The sequence below is a fragment of the Nocardia goodfellowii genome (assembly GCF_017875645.1).
Classification (GTDB): Bacteria; Actinomycetota; Actinomycetes; order Mycobacteriales; family Mycobacteriaceae; genus Nocardia; species Nocardia goodfellowii.
Window position 1 is genome coordinate 389,496 of the sequence record NZ_JAGGMR010000001.1, and the last position, 23,730, is coordinate 413,225.

At 68.8% G+C, this 23,730-nt stretch carries 1 protein-coding gene; it reads right to left on the reverse strand.

Translation table 11 applies throughout. The annotated features are described in order from the left end of the window. Window positions 1-20 precede the first annotated feature (20 nt). Window positions 21-23,717, reverse strand: a complete 23,697-nt coding sequence (locus BJ987_RS01615) for a WXG100-like domain-containing protein (protein ID WP_209884003.1) — start codon at window positions 23,715-23,717, stop codon at window positions 21-23. Between the last annotated feature and the right edge of the window lie 13 nt (window positions 23,718-23,730).

Consider the following 23,730-nt stretch of genomic DNA (forward strand, 5'->3'; position numbering starts at 1 on the left):
AGGTGATTGTGCGGGACGGGTCAGGCGGTGAAAATGCGGGTGCGGCGGGCAGGGTCGGTGAGGACGTCGCGGACCAGGAGGCCGAAATCGAGATCGGGGAGGACGGCCCGGTAGTAGACGTCGCAGATGACGCTGCTCGAGGCCGTGAGGGTGAAGCGAGTGGTCCCGTCGCCGATGTGCTGCCAGTAGACGCCGACCTGCTCGGCGTCGAGATCGATCAGGCGCTCCGCCACCCGAATGAGCAGGCGGCCGCCGTCACGATAGAAGACCACCGGCACATCACCGATGTTGCCGTAGAGACCGGCCACCGCGCCGACGCCGGGGGTGTCAACGCGTAAAGCGCCGGTGCGTGGATCGAATTCCGCGAACTCGCCGACGCCGGCATGCGAGCGTACGACAAGGCCGGTGGTGCGGCTTCCGTCGTCGGCGGGTGGGCGGCCGTTGCCGTAGGCGGACATGCGCGGGAACGCGTGCGACGCGCGGGGTGGAGCCGCAGGTGCTGGGGGGATCGGCGGGATCGCATTGACCGGGGGCGGTGGCGGGGCAGCCTGACCCGCCGGCGCGTCGCCAATGCCGTTGCGGCCATTGCCATTCAGCGGGTGGCTTGGATCCCCGTGAATCGGCAATTGGTTGCCTGACCCGTCAGCCACCCCATTGTCGCCGGCCATCGGACGCCATGGATGCGGCGGTTCCGGTGTCGAGGTGTCGGGGGCCACCGGGTCTCCGGGTGGCAGTGGCCAACCGGATGGAGGCATGGGTGATGGCGAACCGCCGGGTGGTACAGGCCAATTCGGCGGACGCGTGGGTACCGACGGGTCGCTGGGTGGGACCGGCCATGGCGGTGGTGCCGTGGGCGCTGGAGGTGTCGGAGGACACGGCCATTCCGGGAGTTGTGGTGGGGTCGGGGGTCCCGGGTTGGGTGGCTCCGGTTTCGGTGGCTCCGGTTTAGGCGGAACCGGCTTCGGCGGCTCCGGACTTGGTGGCTCCGGATTCGGCGGCTGCGGTTTAGGCGGCTGCGGTTTAGGCGGCTCCGGACTTGGTGGCTCCGGTTTCGGCGGTTCCGGTTTAGGCGGAACCGGCTTCGGCGGCTCCGGACTTGGTGGCTCCGGTTTCGGCGGTTCCGGTTTAGGCGGAACCGGCTTCGGCGGCTCGGGTGCGGGCGGAACCGGCTTCGGTGGCTCGGGTGCGGGCGGAACCGGTTTCGGCGGTTCCGGATTCGGCGGTTCCGGATTCGGCGGCTCGGGTTTGGGCGGCTCAGGCTTAGGCAGTTCCGGTTTCGGTGGAACGGGCGGCTCTGGTGTCGGTGAGACCGGGGGCTGCGGCACCGGGGGCCTGGGTGGGACCGGCGGCTTGGGTGGTTCCGGTTTCGGCGGCCCGGGCTTGGGCAGTTCCGGTGTCGGTGGGACCGGGGGCTGCGGCACCGGGGGCTTGGGTGGGACCGGGGGCTTGGGTGGGACCGGGGGCTTGGGTGGGACCGGCGGCTTCGGCGGAACCGGGGGTTTTACGGGCGGTACGGGGTACGGCTGAGCGGGGACAGCCTCATGAACCTCGATATCAGGGGCGTCGAGGTCATATTCCTTGGGCGGGTGCGGGATGTGCGAACGCGTATTCCCACCGGAAGCAGGCGTACGCCTAGGCTCACCCGGGGAATCTCCGCCGGACCTTGGCGGCTGCTCACCGGCTCCGTCGCGGTCACCGGCAGATGCACCTTCATCGCGACCGCTGGGGGTTCCGGCGGGGTCTCCGACTCCGGAACTGGTGTCATCCCGACCGGGGACACCCTCCGCGCCATCTCCGTCGGCATCCAGGCCAGGCTGGGCCGTATCAGGTTGCGGCGCTTGCGCACCCTCCTGCGAACGTCCAGGCTGCTCCGATTCCTCACCGCCCCGGTCCAGCTGCGGCGAAGCTGCGGAACTGGGCGGGGTCGCCTGCGAACGTGGGGCATTCTCGTCCGAGGCAGAAGCCACGGGGCCGTGCTGCGGCTGCTCAGTGACCGAGGTTTCACTCAACCCCTCGGCAATGGATCCGTCTGTGCCAGAGTCGCTTTCAGCATGCGGATCGGCAGCGGTTGCAGGGGGCTGTGGTGATGCGGGACGTATAGGTACCGCCCCCGTGGGCTCCCCGGAGTGACCGGCAGAACAAGGCGGAGCAGCCACATCGGAGGAGGGGGCGCGCGGTGAAGAATTGGGCGACGCAGGACCCGGCTGCGCGGACTCCTCGAACTGGCCGGTCGGATGAGGAGACTCCCCCGTTTCGGATGGCACTGTGCGTGGCGGCGTCACAGGTGGCACAGGGGGCGGCGATGCGGAAAGTTCCGGGACCGGCCGTGTGGGACGCCCTGCTGCAGAAGCATTTTCGTCTGCCTGTGGAACATTTCCGTGCGAGGGCGCGCTGGGCAGCGGCGAGTCGGGCAGCGCAGGGACCGATGTCGGTGGCCCGGGAAGTGGTGTCGACTCCTGATGTTCGGGCGCTCGCGGCGAGACCGCTTCGGAAGACGCGGTGCGCGGTGAAGACGCGGGCGGCACAGGCGGCTCCGAATGACCGCTCGCCGGATGGGGTTGGGCGGCTTGCGAACGTGACGCGCCCTCGTTCGGCGAAGGCTCCGTGGCGCCTTGCTCCGGCGGCTGCGCGATCGACGGATCATTCCGGCTGTCAGCGCGTGGTTCCGCTGCAGCAGCGGCATTCTCGGCTGGAGTCACTGCAGCAACAGCATTCTCGGCTATCACTGCAGCAACAGCATTCTCGGCTATCGCTGCAGCAGCGGCATCCTCGGCTATCGCTGCAGCAGCGGGATTCTCCACTGGAAGCGCTGCAGCAATGCGGTTTTCGGCTGGAGTCGCTGCAGCAGCGGCATCCTCGACCGGAATCGCTGCAGCAGCGGGGCTTTCGGCTGGAGTCGCTGCAGCAGCGGGGCTTTCGGCTGGAGTCGCTGCAACAGCGGGGCTTTCGGCTGGTCCGGTGGCCCGGGAGGGCGCGGTTGGCTGTTGTGAGGCGGGCGACGCAGGGACCGATGTAGGCGCTACAGGGTCCGGTTGTGTCGGTTCCTGATGGCCGGTTGGGCGGGGGGAGACCGCCTCTCCAGCGTGCGCGGGGGCAGGTGGCACAGGGGCGAACGGAATCGACTCCGTAGGGCCGTGGGGCGGGGTGGCTTGCGGACGCGATGCACCCTCGTTATGGGCACCGCTTTCGGTGCCCACCTTCGGCGACTGCGTGTCCGACGGATCACTCGGGACGCCGGTGCCCGGTGCTGTTGCAGCAGCGTCACTTTCGACTGCACGAGGTCCAGAAGTAGTGGAGGTGGCGTGCTGCGGCGAAGTGGGGGGCGCGGGCATCGGTGAAACGGGGGCCACGGAAACGGGCGGCGTGGGTTCCTGATGACCGGTCTGGCGCGGCAACACCGACGCTTCGGAAGGCGCGGTGTCCGGCGGAGACACGGGTGGGACGGTGACGGCGGACGGGGCGGGCGCCTGTCGGCCAGTCGGACGGGGCGACTCGGCTGCTCCGGTATGCGGGGTCTGCGGCGGAGAGGTAGGCGGCATCGGAGCCGATGGGGCGCGGTCCTGATCACCAGCCGGCCGAGGCGAATCCGCACCTTCAGCAGATGCCGTGCGCGGAGACACAGGCGAAACAGCAGCCGACAACGCGCGATCCTGATCACCAACTGGACGAGGCGAGACCCCCACTTCAGCAGGTGTCGTCCGCGGGGACGCAGGCGCAACGGGAGCCGAGGGCGGAAGTTCTTGATGGCTGGTGGGTTCGTCCGGCCGGACCGGACCTCGACTGAAGCGCTCCGCGATGCGTTGGCGTAGCGGCTTTTTCGTGGGTTCGGGGGTAGGTTCTGGGGCTTCCGGGGTGGGGTTGCGGGCGGCGGCGATGAAGTCGGGGTCGAAGGTGATGGTGTCGAGGTCGATGTTGGGGGGTGGGTCCAGGTAGGGGCGTTTGGTGGTGTTGCGGGCTTCTTCGAGGAGGACGCGGTGTAGGACCTGGGCGGGCTCGGAGGCGTTGGGGCCGTTGCGTTCTACGTCGAGGAAGGCGTCGCCGAGGGCTTCGGCGATGTCGAAATGGCCGTTCCTGTCGAAGCTGTAGCCGCTGAGTTGGCGGAGCCAAGTGCGGAATTCGGCCGGGTCGACGTGGGGTCGGGTGGCGGCGTAGTGCTCGCGTAGGGCGTCCATGGCGCGATGCTCGGCGTAGCGCTGGCCGGCCAGGTCGAGGGCGTGGCCGAGTTCGTGGACAATGGCGGAGTAGATGATCCGGTCTGCGCCGTTGGACCAATAGTCGTCGCGTAGTGAATCTTCCGCGAAATCGGCGCGGGCAACTGGGTCGGTGGCGTAGCGCTGGTTGATGGTGATCCAGCGGGTGTTGAGGTAGAAGCCGCGGCCACGAGCGCGCGGGCCGCCCGGGAAACCGACGCCGGGGGTGGTTTCGCCGAGGATTTGAGCATCGGCGCGCGGGCCTCGTAGCGGTCCGAAAGCGAAGTTCTGCAACTCGATTTCAGGGAACTTCGAGAGCTTTTCGTCCAGAGCGCGGGCGGCTTCGCGGGCGGTATCGATGTCGATGCCGTCGAGGTCGAAGCCGTCGAAGTCGAAGCCGTACCGCTCCTGGAGTGTGCGTGCGATCTCGGCGCGGTCGTCGATGCGAGACCATTCGTCGTCGAAACGCGGAGTCGGCTGCTCCCGGTCCGGCTGGGGGCGAGAGTCTTCCGGCGCTGCCTGCTCCGAGCGCGCACGATCCGACTCTGGAGTCTGCGACACCGAACGATTCGGCTGTGCGGAGATCTGTTCGTCGACCACGGCTGGGCGGACGTCGTCGCCCGGAACACGTGGGCCAGCAGACTCTGCCGTCCGCGCGGGCTGCGCCGAGTTCGACTGCGCGCCTGCATCACTCGCTTGAGCGGGGTTCGACTGCTGGCCCCCATTGTTCACTCGCGCCGGGTTCGACTGCTGGCCCCCATCGTCCACTCGCGCCGGGTTCGACTGCAGGCCCCCATCGTCCACTCGCGCCGAGTTCGACTGCAGGCCCCCATCGTTCACTTGCGCCGGCTTCGGTGACAATGCCTCAGGATCGGTTTCCGGACGGTCGGCGTCCGATTCCGGCTTGGCCTTTGCCCGTGCCTGGTCGGGGGTGACGTTGTCGACTCGAGTTGTATTCGGCTCCGAATTGCGCACCACTGGCGCGGAAGTCCGCGCTTCGCTAGCCCCCCGGGTCTCCCCAGCCGACTGCTCGTCGGCGAAGCCGACGTGTCGAGGACCATCGGACCCCGGCAATTCACCTACCATGTGAGCAGCCGAATCACGTACCGCAGCAGTCGGACTATCGCCGCGTCGTGCGGTCGTGTCACCGATCGGCCGCTGCTCAGACTGCCGTGCGTCAGGACGTGAGCCTGGGCGCGGCTGGCTGACTGAGTCTTCCGGAGAAGACGGTGCCAGCTCTCCTATTGGTTCCTCCGCACCGACGTGACGTGGAAGAGCTCGGGCCGGGCGACCGGAGGACGCCGGCTGGGGCAACTCGACGGTCGGGGCTTCGGAGCCAGCCGGGCGGGCGACGGCATTGTCCGCGGACTGCGCAGGCAACGGCTCGACAGCGGCGCGTTCCGGGTTGACCGGATGCGGCAACGAGCGGGTGGCATCGTGGGAGGAAGGCGGAGTCGGTAGCTCGACAGTCGAGCCTTCCGAACCGAGTGGACGCGAGGGAGCGTCGGTGAAGGCGCTGTCAGCGGATGGCGGAGTCGGCAACTGGATAGTCTGATCGTGAGATGCCACCGGGCGCGGCTCGGCAGCAGAACCCTGCTGGGACGGCGGAGGCGGCGATTCGACAGCCGGAACTCCCGATCCATCCGGGCTTCGATGAGGCTGGACACCAGCACCTTCGGTGGACGGCGCGGGCGGCAGCTCAATCGTCGGACTTTCGGACTCTGCGGAATGCGCCGGAGTCCGGGTGACACCGTCTTCCGGCGAATCCGGACTGACCAGCTCGACAGCTGGGTCTTCCGACGTAGCTGGACGTGGATAAGGCTGCGGTGCAACGAGATCTGGAGACGACGAAGCCGGCAACTCGACAGCCGACTCCGCCGAACCAACCGGACGTGGCTGCTGCACACCAGCACCTTCGGTGGACGGCACGGGCGGCAGCTCAACAGTCGGACTTTCGGACTCTGCCGAATGCGCGGGAGCCGGGGTGACACCGCCTTCCGGAGACTCCGGACGCGGCAGCTCTACGGTCTGGTCCTCCGATCCAGGGCGTGGAACACGCGGAACACCAGCGCTTTCCGTGAACGGCGCAGACGGCAATTCAACAGTCGGATCTACGGACTCGCCGGAATCCGAAACAACCCGGGCAGCACCACCTTCCGGAGACTCCCGACGCGGCAGCTCGACGGTCGGCTCTTCCGAACCGATCGGCGGGAGAGGTTGGGTCGTGGTGTTGTCCGGGGACAGCGATGGGAGGGCGTGGTTGCCTGGGCCCTGGGGGTTGGGTGGGAGTTGGGGGCGGGGGCCGGGTGGGAGGGCGTCGGGGTCGTCGGGGTCGGTGTGCGGGCGTGGGGGTAGGGGGCTGTCGGGGCCGAAGGGGGCGGGGGCGTATTTGATGCCCTTGCGCCATTCGGTGAGGGGTGGGCGGACGGCGTCCCAGTCGAAGCCGATGCGGATGGCGTATTGGTTGGCGTCGCGCCAGGCGGTGGCGAAGGGGTGGGCGTGGAGGAAGTTGGTTTCGGCGAGGGCGTCTTGGAGCAGGAGGATGTCGGCGGGCAGGATGTTGTCGCCGCCGGCGATGAGGCGGTTCCAGGCTTCGGCGATGTCGGCGACAGGGTCCAGGGTCATGTAGCGGGGGGCGCTGTCGCGGGGGTCGACGCGCAGGTGCTGGTCGCGCATCAGGTGGTTCTTGATGCGTTCGATCTCTTCGCGACTGAATGCCGGGATCGTGTTGTCGAGGCGTTCGGCGACGGCGCGGGCGATGTCGCCGCGGTTGGGGCGCAGGGTGGTCAGGGCATCGGCGATGTCGTTGACCAAGCGGGCGGCGTCGCCGGGGCGTTCGTGGTGCAGGTGGCCGGTGATGGCGTCGATGGCACCGCTGAGGTCGGGGCCTGGGTCGTCGGGGCTGCGGTGCGTTTTCTCGGCGAGGCCGGCGATGTGGTCGTCCAGAATGTTCGCGATGACGTCGACGAGGACGGCGGCCCGCACCGCGCGCGCGGCGCCCTGCGCCAGCGGGTGGTCGTCGAGATTTCGGTGAATGGTGTCGATATCGCTGTCGTCAGCGAGGAACCGCTGGTATTTGCCGTTGGTCCACTCCTGAACTTCCCGCCACGCCGCTTGCTCTTCGCGCTGGCGCTGTTGGTACAACTCCCCCAGTTCCCCGTTGTCGGGGACACGGGTGGGCAGGTTGTATTCCTGCGCCATCGGCTGCACATCGCGAATCGGCGGCCGGAACCACGGATGCTTCTTGAACCCGGGTGAGATCCGGCCCGGATGGTCCTTGTCGTTGAACCAGGTGAAGCCGGACAGTTTCGCGGGCTCCAGCGTGAGCCGCAGTATGTGATAGAGCAGGTCGTTGAACGGCAAGGCGTAGGTGTCCATGCCGTTGCTGATCGGATCGCCGCCGGGGATGGCGGGGAGGAACGCCTCGTTGACGCCGGGCCCGTTGTCGATGAACGGGTCGGTGATGGCACCTACGACGGGTGCCATGCCCCAGCCACTGACGCCTTCCGGAAGGTCGCGTGGCTCAAATGTTTTCGGCACAGTCGGGCCACCGCGGTCGGCGTGTCCGACGCGCGGATCGATGGTGTGCACTTCGCCCGCGCCGTCGTGCCAGTGCACCAGATCCATCGGCGGCCGTCCGGCGATCGCAGGGAAGTGCGTGAATCGGCGACGCGGCCCTTCCATCGCCTCGGCTCGCACCGGAATGTCCCGTTCGGCCACGATCCAGCGGTATTCGACGCGCGTCTCGCGGCGCGTCATCGCGTGTGCCACAGCGGAATCCGTGCGGATCGCGGCGGCCAGGGCGGCATCGTGGTCGATCCGCGGGTGGCCGGGCGGGCCGATCGGGGCGACCACGAGGATGCGTGGATTCGGACCGTCGACAAGTCCGACGCGTGGAGGTACCGAATCATCGGTGACGATCGGTCGCGCCCCGGCCTCATGCAGCAGGTCGCGGCCCGCACCCGTCAATTCGGCCATCCGGCCCTGGATTCGGTGCACGAGCTGTTCGGCCTCGTGCACCCGAGTCGCGGCTTCGTGCAGGAGTTCGATGGTCCGGATGCGTTCTTCGACCTCGTCGGCACGGACTGTCCGGTTCGCCACCTCGCGCAGTGCGTCGTCCAGATCGGCTGGCCCCAGCAAGTTTTCGTCGACCTGCAAACGGTTGGCGAGATCGGTGCGCATGAGTCGCCAGGGCTTGGCTTCGAGGACGGCGCGGGCACGTTCCTGTGCCAGCTGGTCGATCTCCGCCTGAACCTGTTGCGACAGTATCGGTTCGGCGACACCTACCCGGCCGAGGGCGGCGATACGGCGGTCGATATCGATGAGCGCGGAATCGGCGTCGATGAACCGCTGTGCGGCATCCTGCAAGTTGAAGATCTGTTCGCGCCGACGCGCGATTTCCTCCGGACCCACCAGTTCCGGTGCCCGCGTGGCGCTTTCCTCACCGATACCGCCGATGTCGCGGGTGCGCACGATGCCGTTGTCCAGCGCCTGCAACGTGGTCGCGAGGTTCGCGTCGTTGAGCGCCTGGTCCGGGCTGCGCACTGGCAGCGGGATATCACTGAACCGGGAGAACCGGTCATCCCGCTTCGCACGCCAGAATTCCCGCTCGGCGGCCAGACGGGCACGCTGGCGCATCAGCTCCTGGTAGACAGCTTCCGGGGTGCCGGCGAGTTCCTGCTCAGCGATCTCCGCGTCGAGGCGGGTGACTTCGGCTTCGGCGGCATCGAAGCGTTCGGTGGCGCGGGCGAGCGCGTCGGCTTCGGGGCCGCCGGGCGGTGCTTCGGCGAGCAGTTCTGCCGCGACACGGCGGATGTCACGCAGTTCCTCGCGTTGAGACACTGCCTCGGCGCGCTCGGCGCGCAGACGTTCCAGTTCCGCGCGCGCTTCGGGTGTGAGGTCTTCCGGACGGACGTGAGGCGTTGCGGAAGGCGGGCTTGCGGGGTCAGCCGGGAGCGGAAGCCCTTCGCTCGCAACAGCTCCTGGAGGGAGTGATGCTCCCTTCGATTCGGGAACGACGCCTCCCTCGGCTGCCGGTTCCGGGCGAAGCGGACTGCTCTTGGCATCCGACTGAGCACCATCCTCGGCTGCTGGCTCGGGACGTGGACCGCTCTTCGGGTCCGGCCGAACACCATCGCCAGCGCCCGAACGGCCCGGACCACTCTTCGCACCCGACTGAACACCATCGCCAGCGCCCGGCTCCGAACGCGGACCACTCTTCACATCCGACTGAACACCATCCCTAGCGCCCGGCTCCGAACGCGGACCACTCTTCACATCCGGCCGAACACCATCCCCAGCGCCCGAACGGTCCGGCCCACTGTTCACATCCGACTGAACACCAGCCCCGGCTCCCGGCTCGGGACGGCCAGCCGCACTTTTCGCATCTGGCCGAACACCATCCTCAGTTCCCGGTTCTGGACGCGCTGCCGCGCCCATACCACCCGGATCGGAGCCCGACGGCTTCGGCCTCGGGGCAGGAGGTGTCGCATCTCCGTCGTCTTCCGGCGGCCATACCCGCACGTCACCTTCGTGCGGCGGTTCGGTGGGCTGCGGCCGTGCTTCCGGCTCGCCCAGCGAGCGCTGCAATTCCGCGAACACACGTTGGTGCTCAGCCATCGCCTGATCGAATCGGCGCATCCGAGCATCGAGATCGCCGTCCGATTGCAGACCGGCCATCGACTGTTGCAACTCTTGGAAGCGTCGTTGGTGCTCAGCCATCTCGGCATCGAACTGGCGCAACCGCGTCTGGAAGTCGCTGGAATCGCGCGCAGCCCGTGCCAGTTCCGCGAGTCGACGCTCATGTTCGACCATCGCCTGATCGAATTGCTGCGTCTGCTCGTCGAATTGACGCCGCCGTTCCGAATCGGGAGCCCCGTCAGAACGGGCCTGTACCTCGTCGAGCGCCCGCCGCGCGTCCTCCACATGCTGGCGGACCGCATCCATTGCCGCGTTGAAACCCTGTTCCGTCTGCCGACGCAAGGCATCAAAATCCGCCGCAGCCTGCGGATCTCGCAGTTCCGGTTGTCCTGGGAGTGCCGCATTCAGGTCCGCCCCCGGTTGCCCTGGCAATACAGCATTCAGGTCCGCCCCCGGCTGGCCCAAGAGTGCCGCATCCAGGTCCGCCATCCGACGCTCTTGCTCGACCAGCGACTCCTCGAGCTGCCGCATCCGCCGATCGAAATCGCTCTCCCGAGACCCTTGCACCTCATCGAGCGCCCGCCGCGCGTCCTCCACATGATGGCGAACCGCATCCATCGCCGCGTTGAAACCCTGCTCCGTCTGCCGACGCAAAGCCTCAAAGTCCGCTGCGGCCTGCGGATCTCGGACGCTCGGCTCGCCCGGAAGTGCCGCGTCCAAGTCCGCCATACGGCGCTCTTGCTCGGCCAGCGACTCCTCCAGCTGCCGCATCCGCTGATCGAAATCAGTGTCCTGGGACTGCCGTGCCTCGTCGGCTCGATGCTGAACCGCGTCCAGCGCCTCCTGTGCCCGCGTTTCCGCGCGCTGGCGCATTGCTTCGAACGCCGCCTCGGCTTCGTCGGGGCCAGGGCGTTTGCCTTCTGGGCCGAAGTCGGTGTGCAGGTTGGTTATTCGGCCGTCGGCTGTGTAGGCGATTTCGATGTGCCGGACGAGGACCTCGGGCCGGGACAGGAGAGGCCGTAGTTGGGGGTAGTCGGCAGCGAGCTGGGCGCGGACGTCGCCTGGCGGGTTCCAGCCGACGACCACGATGCGCGGCGGGTCACCGGACACGACGCCGACGGTGTCGTCGATGCGGACGGCACCTTCTTCGGCCAAGGCTTCGCGTTCCATCGCCTTGGCAACTGCCCCGTCGAGCACCTCGAGCTCGGCTTCGGCCCGGTTGAACCGAACTGCGGCGTCGCGCAGGGCCGCGATACGCGATGCCTGGTCCGGCATTTCGGTCGCCAGACGCCGGATCGTCGCAGGCAGCGCATCCTCGGTCAGGTCGCTCTCGCGGACCGGGAGACCGGCCATCGCCTCGTCGCGGACCGTCCGCGCCGCATCCAATTCCCGGACTGCTGCGACGTTCTCGGCAGCCAGACGGTTTGTCACGCGGCGCGCGAGATCCGCGTCCGGCCGGTCGCCGGAGTCACCGGGTTCCGGTGCGAGCGGTGGGTCGGCGGGCGGCTTCCGCCCACCGTCGCCGCCACCCGCGAGTTCGGGCCGGTCAGCGTTGGGCTGGACCGCGCCCGCCTGCGAGTTATCCTGGCGCGCCGACTTGGTCGCCGTACTGGGGTCAGCGGCCTGTTTCTCAGCAGGTTCGCGCCGACTCGTCCCGCCGGGACCACGCTCCTCGGGCTGGGGCCGCACCACCCCACCGGACCCGGGCTCATGCCGACCCATCTCAGCGGCACCAGGCTCCGTTGGATCAGACCGGACAACACCGCCTTTACCGGACTCGCCCGGCTCGGACCGGCCGATCTCACCGATACCACGCTCACCGGGCTCAGACCGGCCCGTCCCGGCGGACCCGGGCTCACGCCGACCCACCCCACCGGGCCCGGGCTGATTTGGCTCGGGCCGCACCGCACCACCAGAGCCCTGCTCAGTGGGTTCCGGCCGCACCACCCCACCAGTGCCAGGCTCCTCGGGCGCGGACCGGACAACCCCGCTGGACTCGGATTCACCCGGCTCACGCCGACCCGCGCCACTGACACTTGGCTCGGACCGGGCCCTCTCACCGGTACCACGCTCACCAGGCTCAGACCGGCCCGTCCCACCGGGCCTGGACCCACCCGGCTCACGCCGACCCGACCCACCGGACCCCGGCTCACCCGGCCCCGGCCGCACCCCACCGACCGGCGGCGCCTCCGGCGGCTCATCCGGCCGGGTCGCGGCCAACTCCGCCTCCACACGCGCCACTTCCGCCTCAGCATCGGTGTACCGCCTGGCTGCCGCCCCGAGGTCCGCCGCTTCCCGCTCCCCCGGGTTCTGCCGGAACTGCGAGGTCGCCACGTCCATTGCAGTGCGGGCCGCCTCCCGCTCCGCTACGGCGGCAGCCTGCTCCGCCAGTAGTTGCGCGATTCGGGCCGGACGCTGTGCCTCCGCTTCGAGTTCGTCGGCACGGCGGTTCAGTTCTTGGAGTAGGTCGAGATCGCTTGCGCGCTGCTGGGTTTCGTCTCGGAGTTCGGCTTGGACCTCGGCCAGTTGGTCCGGTGTGAGGCGTTCCTTCTGGTCGATCTTGCCGTCGCGGTAGACCTCATAGACCTTCGCCCACCGTTCGGCCTTCGCAACGGCCTCCTCGGGGGTGTCGCCGGGTCGTACCGGATCGGGGAGTTCGACGCCGACGGTGCGGGTGAAGTCGGGGTTGGCGCGGGGTTCCGGGGCGGGGCCGGTGTGCTGACCGAGAATGCCGAAGCGGTCCAGGATGTCGGCGTTGTCGATGGCGTCGGTGAGGATGTCGAGATTGCCGACGACGTCGAGTAGGTGCGCGATCGCCTTGTCGTGCACCGGGAATTCGATATCGGTGACGCGTGGGTCGACGGCTTGCTGTCCCCGGCCGACCGGGTCGAAACGGTCCAGCCGATTGATGGTTCGGTAGTACTCGGCGAGCGCGTTGATCAGATTTGTGCGCTCGCTCTCCTTGGCGGCGAGCTTGGAGATGGCCTTGTGCAGCCGTTTCGGGTCCAAGCCGGAAGTGTCGGGTAGATACTTCTTTTCGGCGTTCTTGTAGTTCCGGGGGTACAAGTCTTTCGGGAACCGGCCGCGGCGGGTGCCGACTCCGAGGCGTTCGGCGAGGCGGTCGCGGGCGGCGTCCACTACGGCGGAATCGGTGCCCCGCAGCAGGTTCGCGTATTCGACGAGGTCCTCGACCGCCTGATGCCTGCGCGCCTTGCCGAGTCCGTCGTCGACCAGGGCGCGCGCCACTCGCTCGGGGGTGAGCTGATCCGGATGCATCCCGAGGCGGTGTGCCAGTTGGGAGCGGGCGTCGTCGTGGGCGTGGAAATCGTCGATGTCCCAGGCGGTGCGGCCGTAATCGATGATGGCTTCGATCTGTGCCGCGCGGATCGCGTTCTCCGCGCGCAGCTGTTCCATCCGCTCGGCGAGCGCGTCGGGGTCGCCGAGTTCGGTTTCCGGAATGCCGAGCCGCTGCGCGAGACCCCGCCGTGCGGTCTCTACTTCACTGCGGGACAGCCCATCCGGCAGATTTACGGGGCGCTGCGTAGCGTCGGTGGACGGGGTGTCGAAGACCGGCCGCCAGGTGCCATCACCTTCCCGCACCAGCGTCACGTCCAGCGTGCGCCCGTCTACCTGCTGCCGAACATGCTGCACCGCAACGGGTTCGCTGTCGATGAGGCGAATGGTTCCGTCCGGCTCGACGTGCGCGACCCGGTGCACCACATCCACCAGGCCGTCGTTCACCGCCTGCGCGAGGTCGGGATGGTCACGCAGCGCGTCCGCCAGAACTCGCTCGTGGTCCAGGTTTCCGTCGTAGACCAGCAGTCTGGGCTTCTGCCCGGCCTCTCCCGGCAGAATTCCGATGCCATCGACACCCGGGAGCAGGAATCCGCCGTCGGATTCGACGGAGGCGCGCAGCCCCAGATCCGCCAGGTCGCCGGTGATTTCGGCGACTTCGGCATCCGCGCGCAGGAAGGTCCGCACCTGCTGCTGGACGTCCTCCAGACCTCGTGCGTGCGCACGAATGTGGTCGATCACCTCCGCCAACGCGTGCCGCGGATGCGCGTCGAGCGCCCCGAGATCGATCCCGAGCAGCTGCGCCCACACGGCTCGCTCGTCGCGAATCTGATCGCGCCGCAACGCATTCTCGAAGTAGGACGGGTTGCCTTCGTCACGGCCCGGCTGATCGGTGTAGCTGAGATCGCCCCAGTCCCGGCCGGGTTCGCCACCGTTGTTGACGCCCTCCCAATCCAGCAGGGTGGTGGGGCGATCGTTGGCGCGGATGACCTCGGTCAGGAATCGGGTCATCGGGTCCGCGTCGAAGAAGCTGACCTGATCGCTGTAGGGGATGCGGCGGTTCTCGGCGTCGTAGCGGGCGGCGGCCTCGGCGAGTCCGGCGAGCGCGCCGATGCGGCGGGCCTGCTGGTACCGCAGAGCCTCGAAAGCCTGCCGCACGGTGTCCGGCGTCACCTCGGGGCCGAGGTCGCCGCCGAGGGCACGGACGGCGGCGATCAGGTCCGCGGCAACATCCGCCCGGTGGTTCGCCGCGTCGGCGAGGTTGTGGGCCAGCTCACCGAACCGGCCCGTGGCGTTCGGATTCGGTTGATACCGGACCGGTTCCGGTGTCGAAGCTTCGGGTGCCTTCGGCTGCTCGGTCTCGGCCTGCCGGCGCAGATCGTCGAGATCGACACCGAGTTCGCGGCGCACCAGTTCCGGATCGGCCTCATCCAGCCAGGGCCGGTACTCCTCGCCGTTGCGGGTGCGCGCGGGCCGCGCATCGCCGGCCTGGTCCGGAATGCGACTGGTCAGCTTCTTCAGGAACGGAATGAGCTCCCGGCTCTGCCACATCGTCACGCCCTCTTTGAGGATGCGTGCCGGATTGAACTTCGTCTGCAGCACATCGCCTTCCGGCGTGTGCTTGACCACGGGCAGGTTCGCCTCGTGGGCGACCACCGACTGCCCGGCGCTGTCGAAACCGGAGCCGGACGGGTATTTCGGTGTGTGCGCGACGAATCCGTCGCGCAGTTGAGTCCACAAGCGGCGCAGCGCATTCGGGCGACGCTCCGGCGTGGCAGGCGCCTCCGGGGTCGGCAGTGCGCGGCTGCCGTCAGGTGCGGGAGCTTCGGGTCGCGTCTCGGGCGCCTCGACTCGCCAACCGCCCGCGCCGTCGTCGACCAGACGAACCGGGATCTGCTCGCCCTCGACTTCCACGGTGTGCGGACGTGCTCGGCCGGCCGGCGGCGGAGGTGAACCCTTCGCGGCGGGGTCGCTCGGATCCGGCGGTTCAGCAGCCGTCGGCGGCGGCTGATTCGGCGGCTTCTTCGCTCCCCCACCGGCATTGGGATCCGGGGCCGGTTCCTCGGCATCCCCGAGCCGATCCGGGCGATCGAGTCCGGCCTGCTCGCCCCGGGTGGCCTGCTCGGCCGCCTCGGTCAACAGCTTGTGGATGACCTCCGCGGGCTCGCTGGCGCGCGCGCCATTGTGCTCCACGTCGAAGAACGCTTCGGCCAGCGCTTCTTTCACGTTCAGCATGTCGCCGTCGAAGCTGTAACCGCTGAGCTGACGCAGCCAGGTTTCGTATCCGGCGATGGTCGCGGACGGTCTGCTGTTCAGGTAATACCGCAGCAGCGCGTCCTCGACCGCCTCGTGCACGGACCGGCCGCCCGCGTAGTCCACGGCATGACCGAATTCGTGCAGGAAGGCACCGTATCCGGGCCGGGCCAGGATGCTCGGATGGAAGCGCCCCTGATCCACCCGCAACTGCAACCGTTCCCGGAAGTAGGCCGGATCCGAGGCGAAACGATAGTTGAGCGTGATCGATTCGGTGTGGATCTTCCCGGCGGCACGGTCGGTGCGCGGCTGCGCCTGCGCGAACGGATCGCCGTCCAACGGCCCGATGCCGACGCTGCGCAGATCCACATGCCGGTAGGTTTCGCGCATCGCGACCACACCGCGCGCGAAGTCCCGCACGGTGTCCGGGTCGAGATTCGGCAGGTCGAACCCGAAGACCGGCAGGCCGGTCACCTCGGATAGTCGCGCGCCGACCTGCTCCGGGGTCAGATTCGACCATTGGTCATCGATCGGGTCCGGTGCCGCGGGCCGACGCGACTCCGTCGGCGGATCCGCGGAATCTTCTCGGCCGCCCATGAATTCGGGATAGTCGAGCGGGCCGTCGGTAGCGCGCGACCGGTCGATCGGCCGGACCTCGGCGGCACCTTCCCGGCTCGAACCGAACGGCAGCCGGTCAGCCAGCCGTCGCAATCGGCCTTTCGGTCCGCTGCGGTCAGTCAGGTCCGCGGCACCATCCAGCAGCATGCGGCGGATTCGCTCGATCAGCCGCTTCTCGTTGCTGTCCGCCAGACCTTCGAACTGCCGCGCCAGCTCATCGGACACCTTGCCCTCGCCGGTCGGCGGTGGCACTCGCCATCCCCCGGCACCGTCGGACTGCAACCAGATATTGAAAGTCTGCCCAGGCAATTCCACCGGCGACAACACGTAGTGCTGGCGGAACCGCGACTGTGCCGATTCGGCGGCCTCGACGGCATCGGCCGCCGCCGGGTCCCGGTAGCGCAGGACATGCAGCTCGCTCGGATGGTTCGGCAGCGGCACCTGTCTGGTCCGCAACCGGTGCGCGACCGCCGCCGGATGTGTCTCCGGCAGCGTCGGATCGCTTCGGAACTGCTCGAAACCGAGGCGAACGACATCCCGGCGCAACCGCCCACGCATGGTTGGTCGCTCGTCGGAACCGTAGAAGGCGTCGGGGCCGAGCTGGCGCAGCCACTTGTCGAAGCCGAGATCCGTACGGCCCTCGGCGCGGAAGCGTAGATAGTGTTTGAGCAGCTCACCGTGTGCTTCGTAGTAGTCGGCCGCACGGAACGGGCCCTCCGCGATGTTGCGCGGAATCCAGGTTCCCTCCGGTCGCCCGCCGGGGCCGGGCCGCACCTCCAGATAGTCGACGCGGTGGCTGCCGTCCCACAGCACGTCGGCGAACTCGGGCCGCCGCGCCGCCAGCGCGCGCAACGCGTCCATGTGGCCGCCCGGTTCGGCCGCCACCAGGAGGATCTTCTTGTCTCGGTGAACGGCCGTGTTGTCGCCGAGTTCCTCCGCACCCGGCTGTTCCCGCAGCGCGTCGGTGAGACCGCGCCGCACAAAGTCGGAATGGACTGCGGCAGGCCGCAATTCGGCGTCCGGACGCGGTGGTGCGCTCGGCGCCGGTTCCACGACCCATGGGCGATAGCTGTCCTGATTGTCACCGCCGTGACGCGCGACATCGAAAACCACTTCGGCTGCCGGCAAGCCCACCTTGTCGATGTACTTGCGGAGCGCCCGGACCCCCGCCTCGCGTCCCGCGTGTTCCGGACGCACGGCGGTCTCGGGGGCTGCGGCGAAAGCGCGTTCAGCTTTGCGGTAGGCGCGGTCGTAGGCGTCGGCGTACGCCTGCTCGGCCGGGCCGACCGGGACGAATCGGCCCGAATCACGCAGCAGCCGAAGCATTTCTATCTCAGCGGCGTAATGCCGGCTGCGCTGGTCGCGCAGCGCGGGAGTGTCGGTGGCGCGTACCCGCGGCTCCTCGCCGCCGACCGGCCGAATGCCGTGCGCCCGATCCCATTCCGCGCCGTAATGCGCCGCGTAGTCGAGACCGTCGATTTCCGGCCCCGATCGCAGCAGCTCAGCCCGAACCGCCCGCACCGCGGCGCGATAGGCGGCCGCGTCCCGCATATTCTCGTAGACATAGCGGTTCTCGCTGTACGCCTTCGTAGCGGTCTTCTTGGCCTGGTCGAAGGCGTCGACGAAGACCTCGGCCAGCCGATCGCGCCGGCTGAGCGCGCCCTCAGGCCCGACCTCGAATTTCGGTGGCTGTCCGGAGTATTGCGCCTCTCTTTCCAGTTCCGCCCGGCGCCGTCGCTCGAATTCGAACTCCCGCGCGTGCGCCTCGGCCTCCCGATCGAGCATCAGATCGACGAATTCCGCGCGCGGCAACGCCAACCGTTCCGGCGGACCCTCGGCAGCGCCGGACTGTTCGGCGAGGTAGGCGGCATGGATCAGCCTCGCCGCGTTGGCCTCGGGGGTGCCGTGCAATGGCAGGGCGACAGAATTCGAGGCGGGATCGTAGAGCGCGTCGGCACCGAGCAGTTGCCGACCCCCGTACACCGTGGTCGGTACATCCAGACGGTAGCGGACCTGCACGCCGCGCCGGTTCAGCACGTCGGCGGCCCAGCGCCCCAAGTCGTGCTGGTCCAGCACATCCGCCACCCGGTCTCGCGCGGCGGACGCCTGGTCGGCCAGGCTCTGGCGTGGCACGTCCGGGCCCGCCGGGGCATCCGGAGTTCGCGGCGCCACAACATGATTCGGTGCGTCCGCACTCGGGAGACGCAGCGGGACTCGGTTCCGGTCGAGGTGGACCACGCCCGAATCGTCGGCGCGGACGCGCACCAGCTCGGTCTGCGCGGCACCGGATCGCAGCGCCCGTGCTAGCTCGGGGTCCGCCGCCGCGGCGGTTCGCGGCACCGTATCCGTTGTACCGGAATCGATTACGAGCACTCGCGGTGGCTGGCCCGGGATCAGCGCGACCTGGTCGGTCACCCAGCGGCCTTCACCGGCTCGGACTTCGGCGTCGAGCATGTCCTGCCCGGCCCGTGTCGCGATCTCGGTGCGGATCCGGTCCCGTTGCGCGGTGAGCTCGGCCTGCCGATCCGTCAGTTCGGTCAACGCCTGAAGTCGGGACGCCAGCTCCGGACGGTTCGCGGTATCGCTGAAATGCCGGAAGACGTTGTCGCGCAACGTTTCCCGGCTTCGATCGAGGAGCGCATGATCGCTAGGGATGATCGCCGGATCGGAAGGCACGAGGCTGCGCACCGCACGTTCCCACTCGCTCGCGACCCGGCCGATCCGTCGATCCAGTGCCAGCTCCGCCCGCACCAGGCGCGACACCGCTGCGGCGACCTCGGAACTCGTTGGGACATAACTATTCTCGGGAACAGCATGGCTTCGTTGCGCGTCCCACTCCGCACCGTGCCGGTCACGCAGGCTCGGACCGCCGCTGGGATACGACGGCGAATCGAGCAACTCACCGGAGAGCAGCGCGTCGATACCCGCTTCGCGGCCGATCCGCTGGAGCTGGCGCGGGGTCGGAGCCGGGTCACCGGTCCGGGCGGCACCAACCGCGGCGTCATATGCGGCGAGATACTGCTCGTGCATGGCCTGGGTGTAGGGCGTATCGGCAATATCGTGCCCTGATCGCGGCGCCTCGGAATAGCCGAACGCGTCCAGCTCCCGGGCGAACTCGGCCTGCCTTCCCAGCGCCTCCGCAGCGATACGAAGTTGTGCCGCAACGTATTCCGATCGCTCGGTGGCACGAATCACGGCGGGGTTCAGTCCCGCCCGCCCGGCCAGCACCGCCTCCGCGATGACGGCGGCCCGCACGATCGCACTCGCCTGCGCCGGCTCGCTCCGGTCCCGCCCGTCGACGACAACGTCCATCCGGCGCGGATCGAACGCATCCCGTTCCCCAGGTGTTTCGCCGAACTCGACCCGCACCGCGGCCTGCGCCGCCCGAAGCGCCGCCAGCGCCTCGCGACCGGTTTCCGTGCGTTGCAGAATCTCCAGGGCGCGCGCGGTATCGCGATCGAGCGGTCCGGTGGGCAAGGCGTCGTCATCGGCCAGTAGAGCAGCGTCATCGGACCGCGATGAGTCGGGCGACGGGGTTTGCTCCGGCAGGAGCCCGTCCGACGCAAGTCCGTCCGGCACGGTCGACTCCGAGGCGAGCCCATCCGGCACGGTCGACTCCGACGCGAGCCCATCCGACCGGGTCGACTCCGAGGCGAGCCCACCCGGCACGGTCGACTCCGGCGCGGTCCTGTCCGATCGGGTCGCGGCGGGGTCCAACTCAGGTTCCTGAATCGGGTTGAGTCGCGGTTGCCGTCGGCGGTCCGTCTCGCCGATGCGCGCCTCGTCCTCGTCGTGGGTCCGGTCGCCGCCGAAATGTACGGGGGTGTCGGGGCCCGCGGGGTGCAGCGGATTGCCCGCGGCATCGAAGAGGATGGCGTAGGTGCCCCGCACGTCGCGTGGCAGCGTCGGCGGGAAACTCTCCACGCGCTCGGCGCCCGGATCACGCACAACGATGGCGCCGTTCTCGTGCACCAGCACGTACGCGTGCGCGCCGACACCGTGTTCGTCACGGGCGCCGGTGTATTCGTCGACGACCAGCGCTGAAGACCCTTCCGGCATAGCGAGCAGCTGTCGCGCGATCGCGTCGTGATCAGCGAACGAGCGCAGCTGTCCACCGGCGGCCGCCTGCACCTCGGCAGCGGACATGCCATCCAGGCCGACCGGCCCGTCCGGCGGACGGATCGCCGAACTGCCGGTCATGCTCTGGATCAGCCGCAACGCCAACTCGGCACAGCGACCGCGATTGCGCTGCGGACCAGCTTCCGGCCGGTTCGAGTTCCGCGCCTGGTCGCCATCACCCAGGTCCCGTGCCCGCTCAGGGGAGTTCGCCTCGGGTCGCGTCGTGCTGCGCGGATGTTGCTGTTCCCCAGCGCCATTGACAGGCGGCAGCCCGACCGGCGGCACCTCGCCATCCCGCCGCGCATCGGTGCCCGTCGGCCGCACCTCATCACCGACCGGCCGAGTACGCGACGCTTCCGCATCGCCCGAACGGGCCGGCGCGGAATCCGGCGCCCACGGGCGGTGCGGGGCCTGCGGATCCCGCGCCGCCGGGCTCTGCGTCCGGTCCGCGGGGCGCGTCGTCGCCGCATCACTTCGATCCTGTGCGGCACCTGGCTGAGCAGTATCCCGCTGCGGCACACTGCTATCCGGTCGTACCTGCGCCGACTCCGAATCCGCCGACCCGGGGCGCGTGAACACCTGTTCGCCGTGCGCGGGAGCCGAACGCGGCTCCACCGCCTCCGGATCGGGCCGAACGCCGGGCTCGACGCCATTCCGCTGAGGTACAGCACTATCCGGCTGAACACGACCCGAGCGGATGCCGTCCGTGTCGTCCGGCCGCACCGCAGGCGCTTGCTCACCACGCAGCGGCGCGGAGCGAGGAGCGCCGGAATCGCTATCCGGGCGCAGTGCCTCGGCGTCGGTACCACGTTGCGGTACAGCACTACCGGGTCGCTGACTCGGGCCGGTATCACTCCCGGGAGTTGCACCCATATCCGACCGTTCACCACGCAGTGGTGCGGGGCGGGACTCGGATGTATGGGTCTCGGGACGGGATGAAGAAACTTCGGACTCTCGCTGCGGAGCGACATCCGTTTGCCGCGAGGCCAAGTCATCCGCCGCGGTACCGAGCCGTTCCGGGCGGACCTGCTCGTCTGTGGTGCGTGCTGCCCGCAAGCCTGTTTCGCCGTCGGGTTGCCATGGCCTGCTACCGGATTCGGCCGCGCGGGAGCGCATTTCGGGATTCTGCGGTGGATTGGCGGCGGAGCGCTGGTCAGCGGCGCGGTCGGTTGCCGAAGGTGCCGTGCGCGGTTCGGATGTCTTCGACGACTCCGTCGCGGTGCGATGGGTTTCGGCTTCTGCTGCCTGCGGAGACGCATTCGTCGCGGGACGATGTGTTTCGGCAGTGGCCGGCGCATCGGTACGGGAACGGGTCTCACCGGCGATGGGCGCACCGTTGCGAGGTGTGCTCCGAACGTCGGGCCGGGACTCCGAACCAGTGCGGGGATCGGATCCTGGGTTAGCGGGGGTCACTGCCGCCGTGGGCGAATCCCCATATGCCGTGGTACTCGAGTCCGCTATCTGAGTCCCGTTGACCTGTACCGCGTCTGGTGTGCCGGTGGTGCTTTGTGGCACGGACTCCTGTGCCAACGATCGAGACGAGGACGTTTCGCCGACAACGGGTGCCCGGTGTTCCGCGCTGGTGCCCGGGTCGTTCTTCGAATCCTGCTGCGGCGAAGCATTTTCCGGCCGCTGGTTCGAAGCGCTTGCGGCCGGATCCGCCTGCGCAGCAGCGGGTTCGGCCTGCGGTTCGGGCGCGGCATCCGGCTCGACGCTATCGGCTGCGGGTGGCGCTTCCGCGGCGGCGGGAGCGAGCGACGCCTCGGAGTGGGCGGGCGGCACCTCCGCCGCAGCGGGACGGGTCGAATTGCCACCGTCCACGGGCTCAGTGGTCGCGTCGCCGACGCTCGGTGTCTGGCTCGCGGCTTCAGGATGCCCGGCCGACGCGCCGAAGTCAGCGTCGGCCGTCCCCTCTGGCTGCTTCTGAGCACCGGAATCAGCGCCCACCTCGCCCGCAGACTGGTTCAGAGCACCGGAATCAGCGCCCACGCCCTGCTTTTGAGCAGCGTCCGCAGATGACGTGGTATCCCCGAGCTGATTCGAGCCCGGATCGGACGCGGTCGGGCCCCCGGGCTGATTCGAGCCAGTATCCGAATTGGGCGAATCACCCGGTACCGCACCCTGTTCCGGAGTCACGGGAATATCCCCGCCAACCCCTGTCTCCCCAACCGCCGGTTGATTCACCGCCTCGTGTGCGGCCCCCGCCTGCGGCCCGGCTTCGGGCATTCCCGCCGGTGCTTGGCCCGGATCAGTTGGCGCGATCCCCGCCCGACTGTCGGGCGCATCGGCGCCAACCGCATCCGCGACATCAACACTCGACGGTTCGGTACCGGCGCCGGGAGTCGGATCACCATCCTGCAAGCCACCCGAGAGAATGCGGGACGACTCCTCCGCGCCCGCTTGCGGACGAACGCCCATGCGGTCACCGGCGGGGCTGCTGGATGACCGGTTGTTCGCCGAACTATCCCCTGCGGCAGGAGAATTCGTGGAACCAGCGGGCCCGGTGCCCCCATACCCGTCGGCCAGCGCGTTCGCCGGGGCGGTGTTCGGTCCCTGGTACCCGATCCGCGGTCCCGCGGGTTGGTACAGATCGGGGTGCCGGTTCTGCCAGCTGCGGTCCGCGAGGCTGCGGCTCACACCGGAGAGCGCTCCGTTGGACGCGCCCGCGCTGAGCATCCGCCAGTCGAACTGCTCGGAGGCGTTCTTCTTGGTGTCCTCCCACGCCTTGCCCCAGTTCCAGGATCCGTCGTCCTGGTGCGCCGCCTGCACCATCTGGTATCCGAGGCTGCCGCCGAAACCGGCGATGCCGCCGACCAAACCCGCTGTGCTGCCGGTGATCGCCGCGTTCACAGTGGGGTTGAACATCGGGGCGTCCCGGTCGCCGCGGGGAGTATTGAGGAACTTTCCGAGCTTGTCGCCGATCGGGCTGGCGACGCCCGCGCCGACCGCGGAGCTGACCGCGGTCATCTTGACCTGGTCCCAGTCGATGTTCTTCCGGCGGCCCGCGTCCACCTGATAGGCCTGGATGCCGAGGTCCTGCCCGGTGCCGATGACGGTGTCGATGGCGACGTGCCGGACCAGGAAGTTGGCGAGTTTCTTGGTGATCAGCTTGCCGGCCAGCTCGATGATCTTGTTCATCACGCGCTGCGCGAGCATCCGGATGGCGACCCGGGTGAAGCCCATGGCCACGGCGGTGGCGGCGGGCGCGGTGGGCGGGAACAGCCAGAACGCGGCGATCTCGGCGGCCAGCAGAGCCAGCGACGTGATCACCATCAGCTTGGCGTATTCGAGTTCCGTCCCGAGGTCGTCGGCGCTTTGCGCGATGGTCTCGAAGTCCTGGGCCAGCTTTTCCAGTGACTGTTCGCCGTCGCGATAGAGCTGCAGGTCCTCGACCATGCGCCGGCGGGCTTCGCCCTCGGGATACGCGGTGTTAACCGCGGCGATGGCGTCGTCGATGTCGCCGAGTACCTGGCGCAGGTCGGCCGCGGCGGTACGCCAATCGTCGGCTACCCCCCAGACGCCGTCCTCGTCGCCCTCGGGGTAGTCCGATCCGGCTACCGCTTCCAGCAGCCACATCAGGGCGCCGGGTACATCAACCGCCATCGATCGCTACCGG

Coding starts and splice junctions, on each gene's coding strand:
- BJ987_RS01615 (WP_209884003.1), bottom strand. CDS start 23,717: ATGGCGGTTGATGTACCCGGCGCCCTGATGTGGCTGCTGGAAGCGGTA.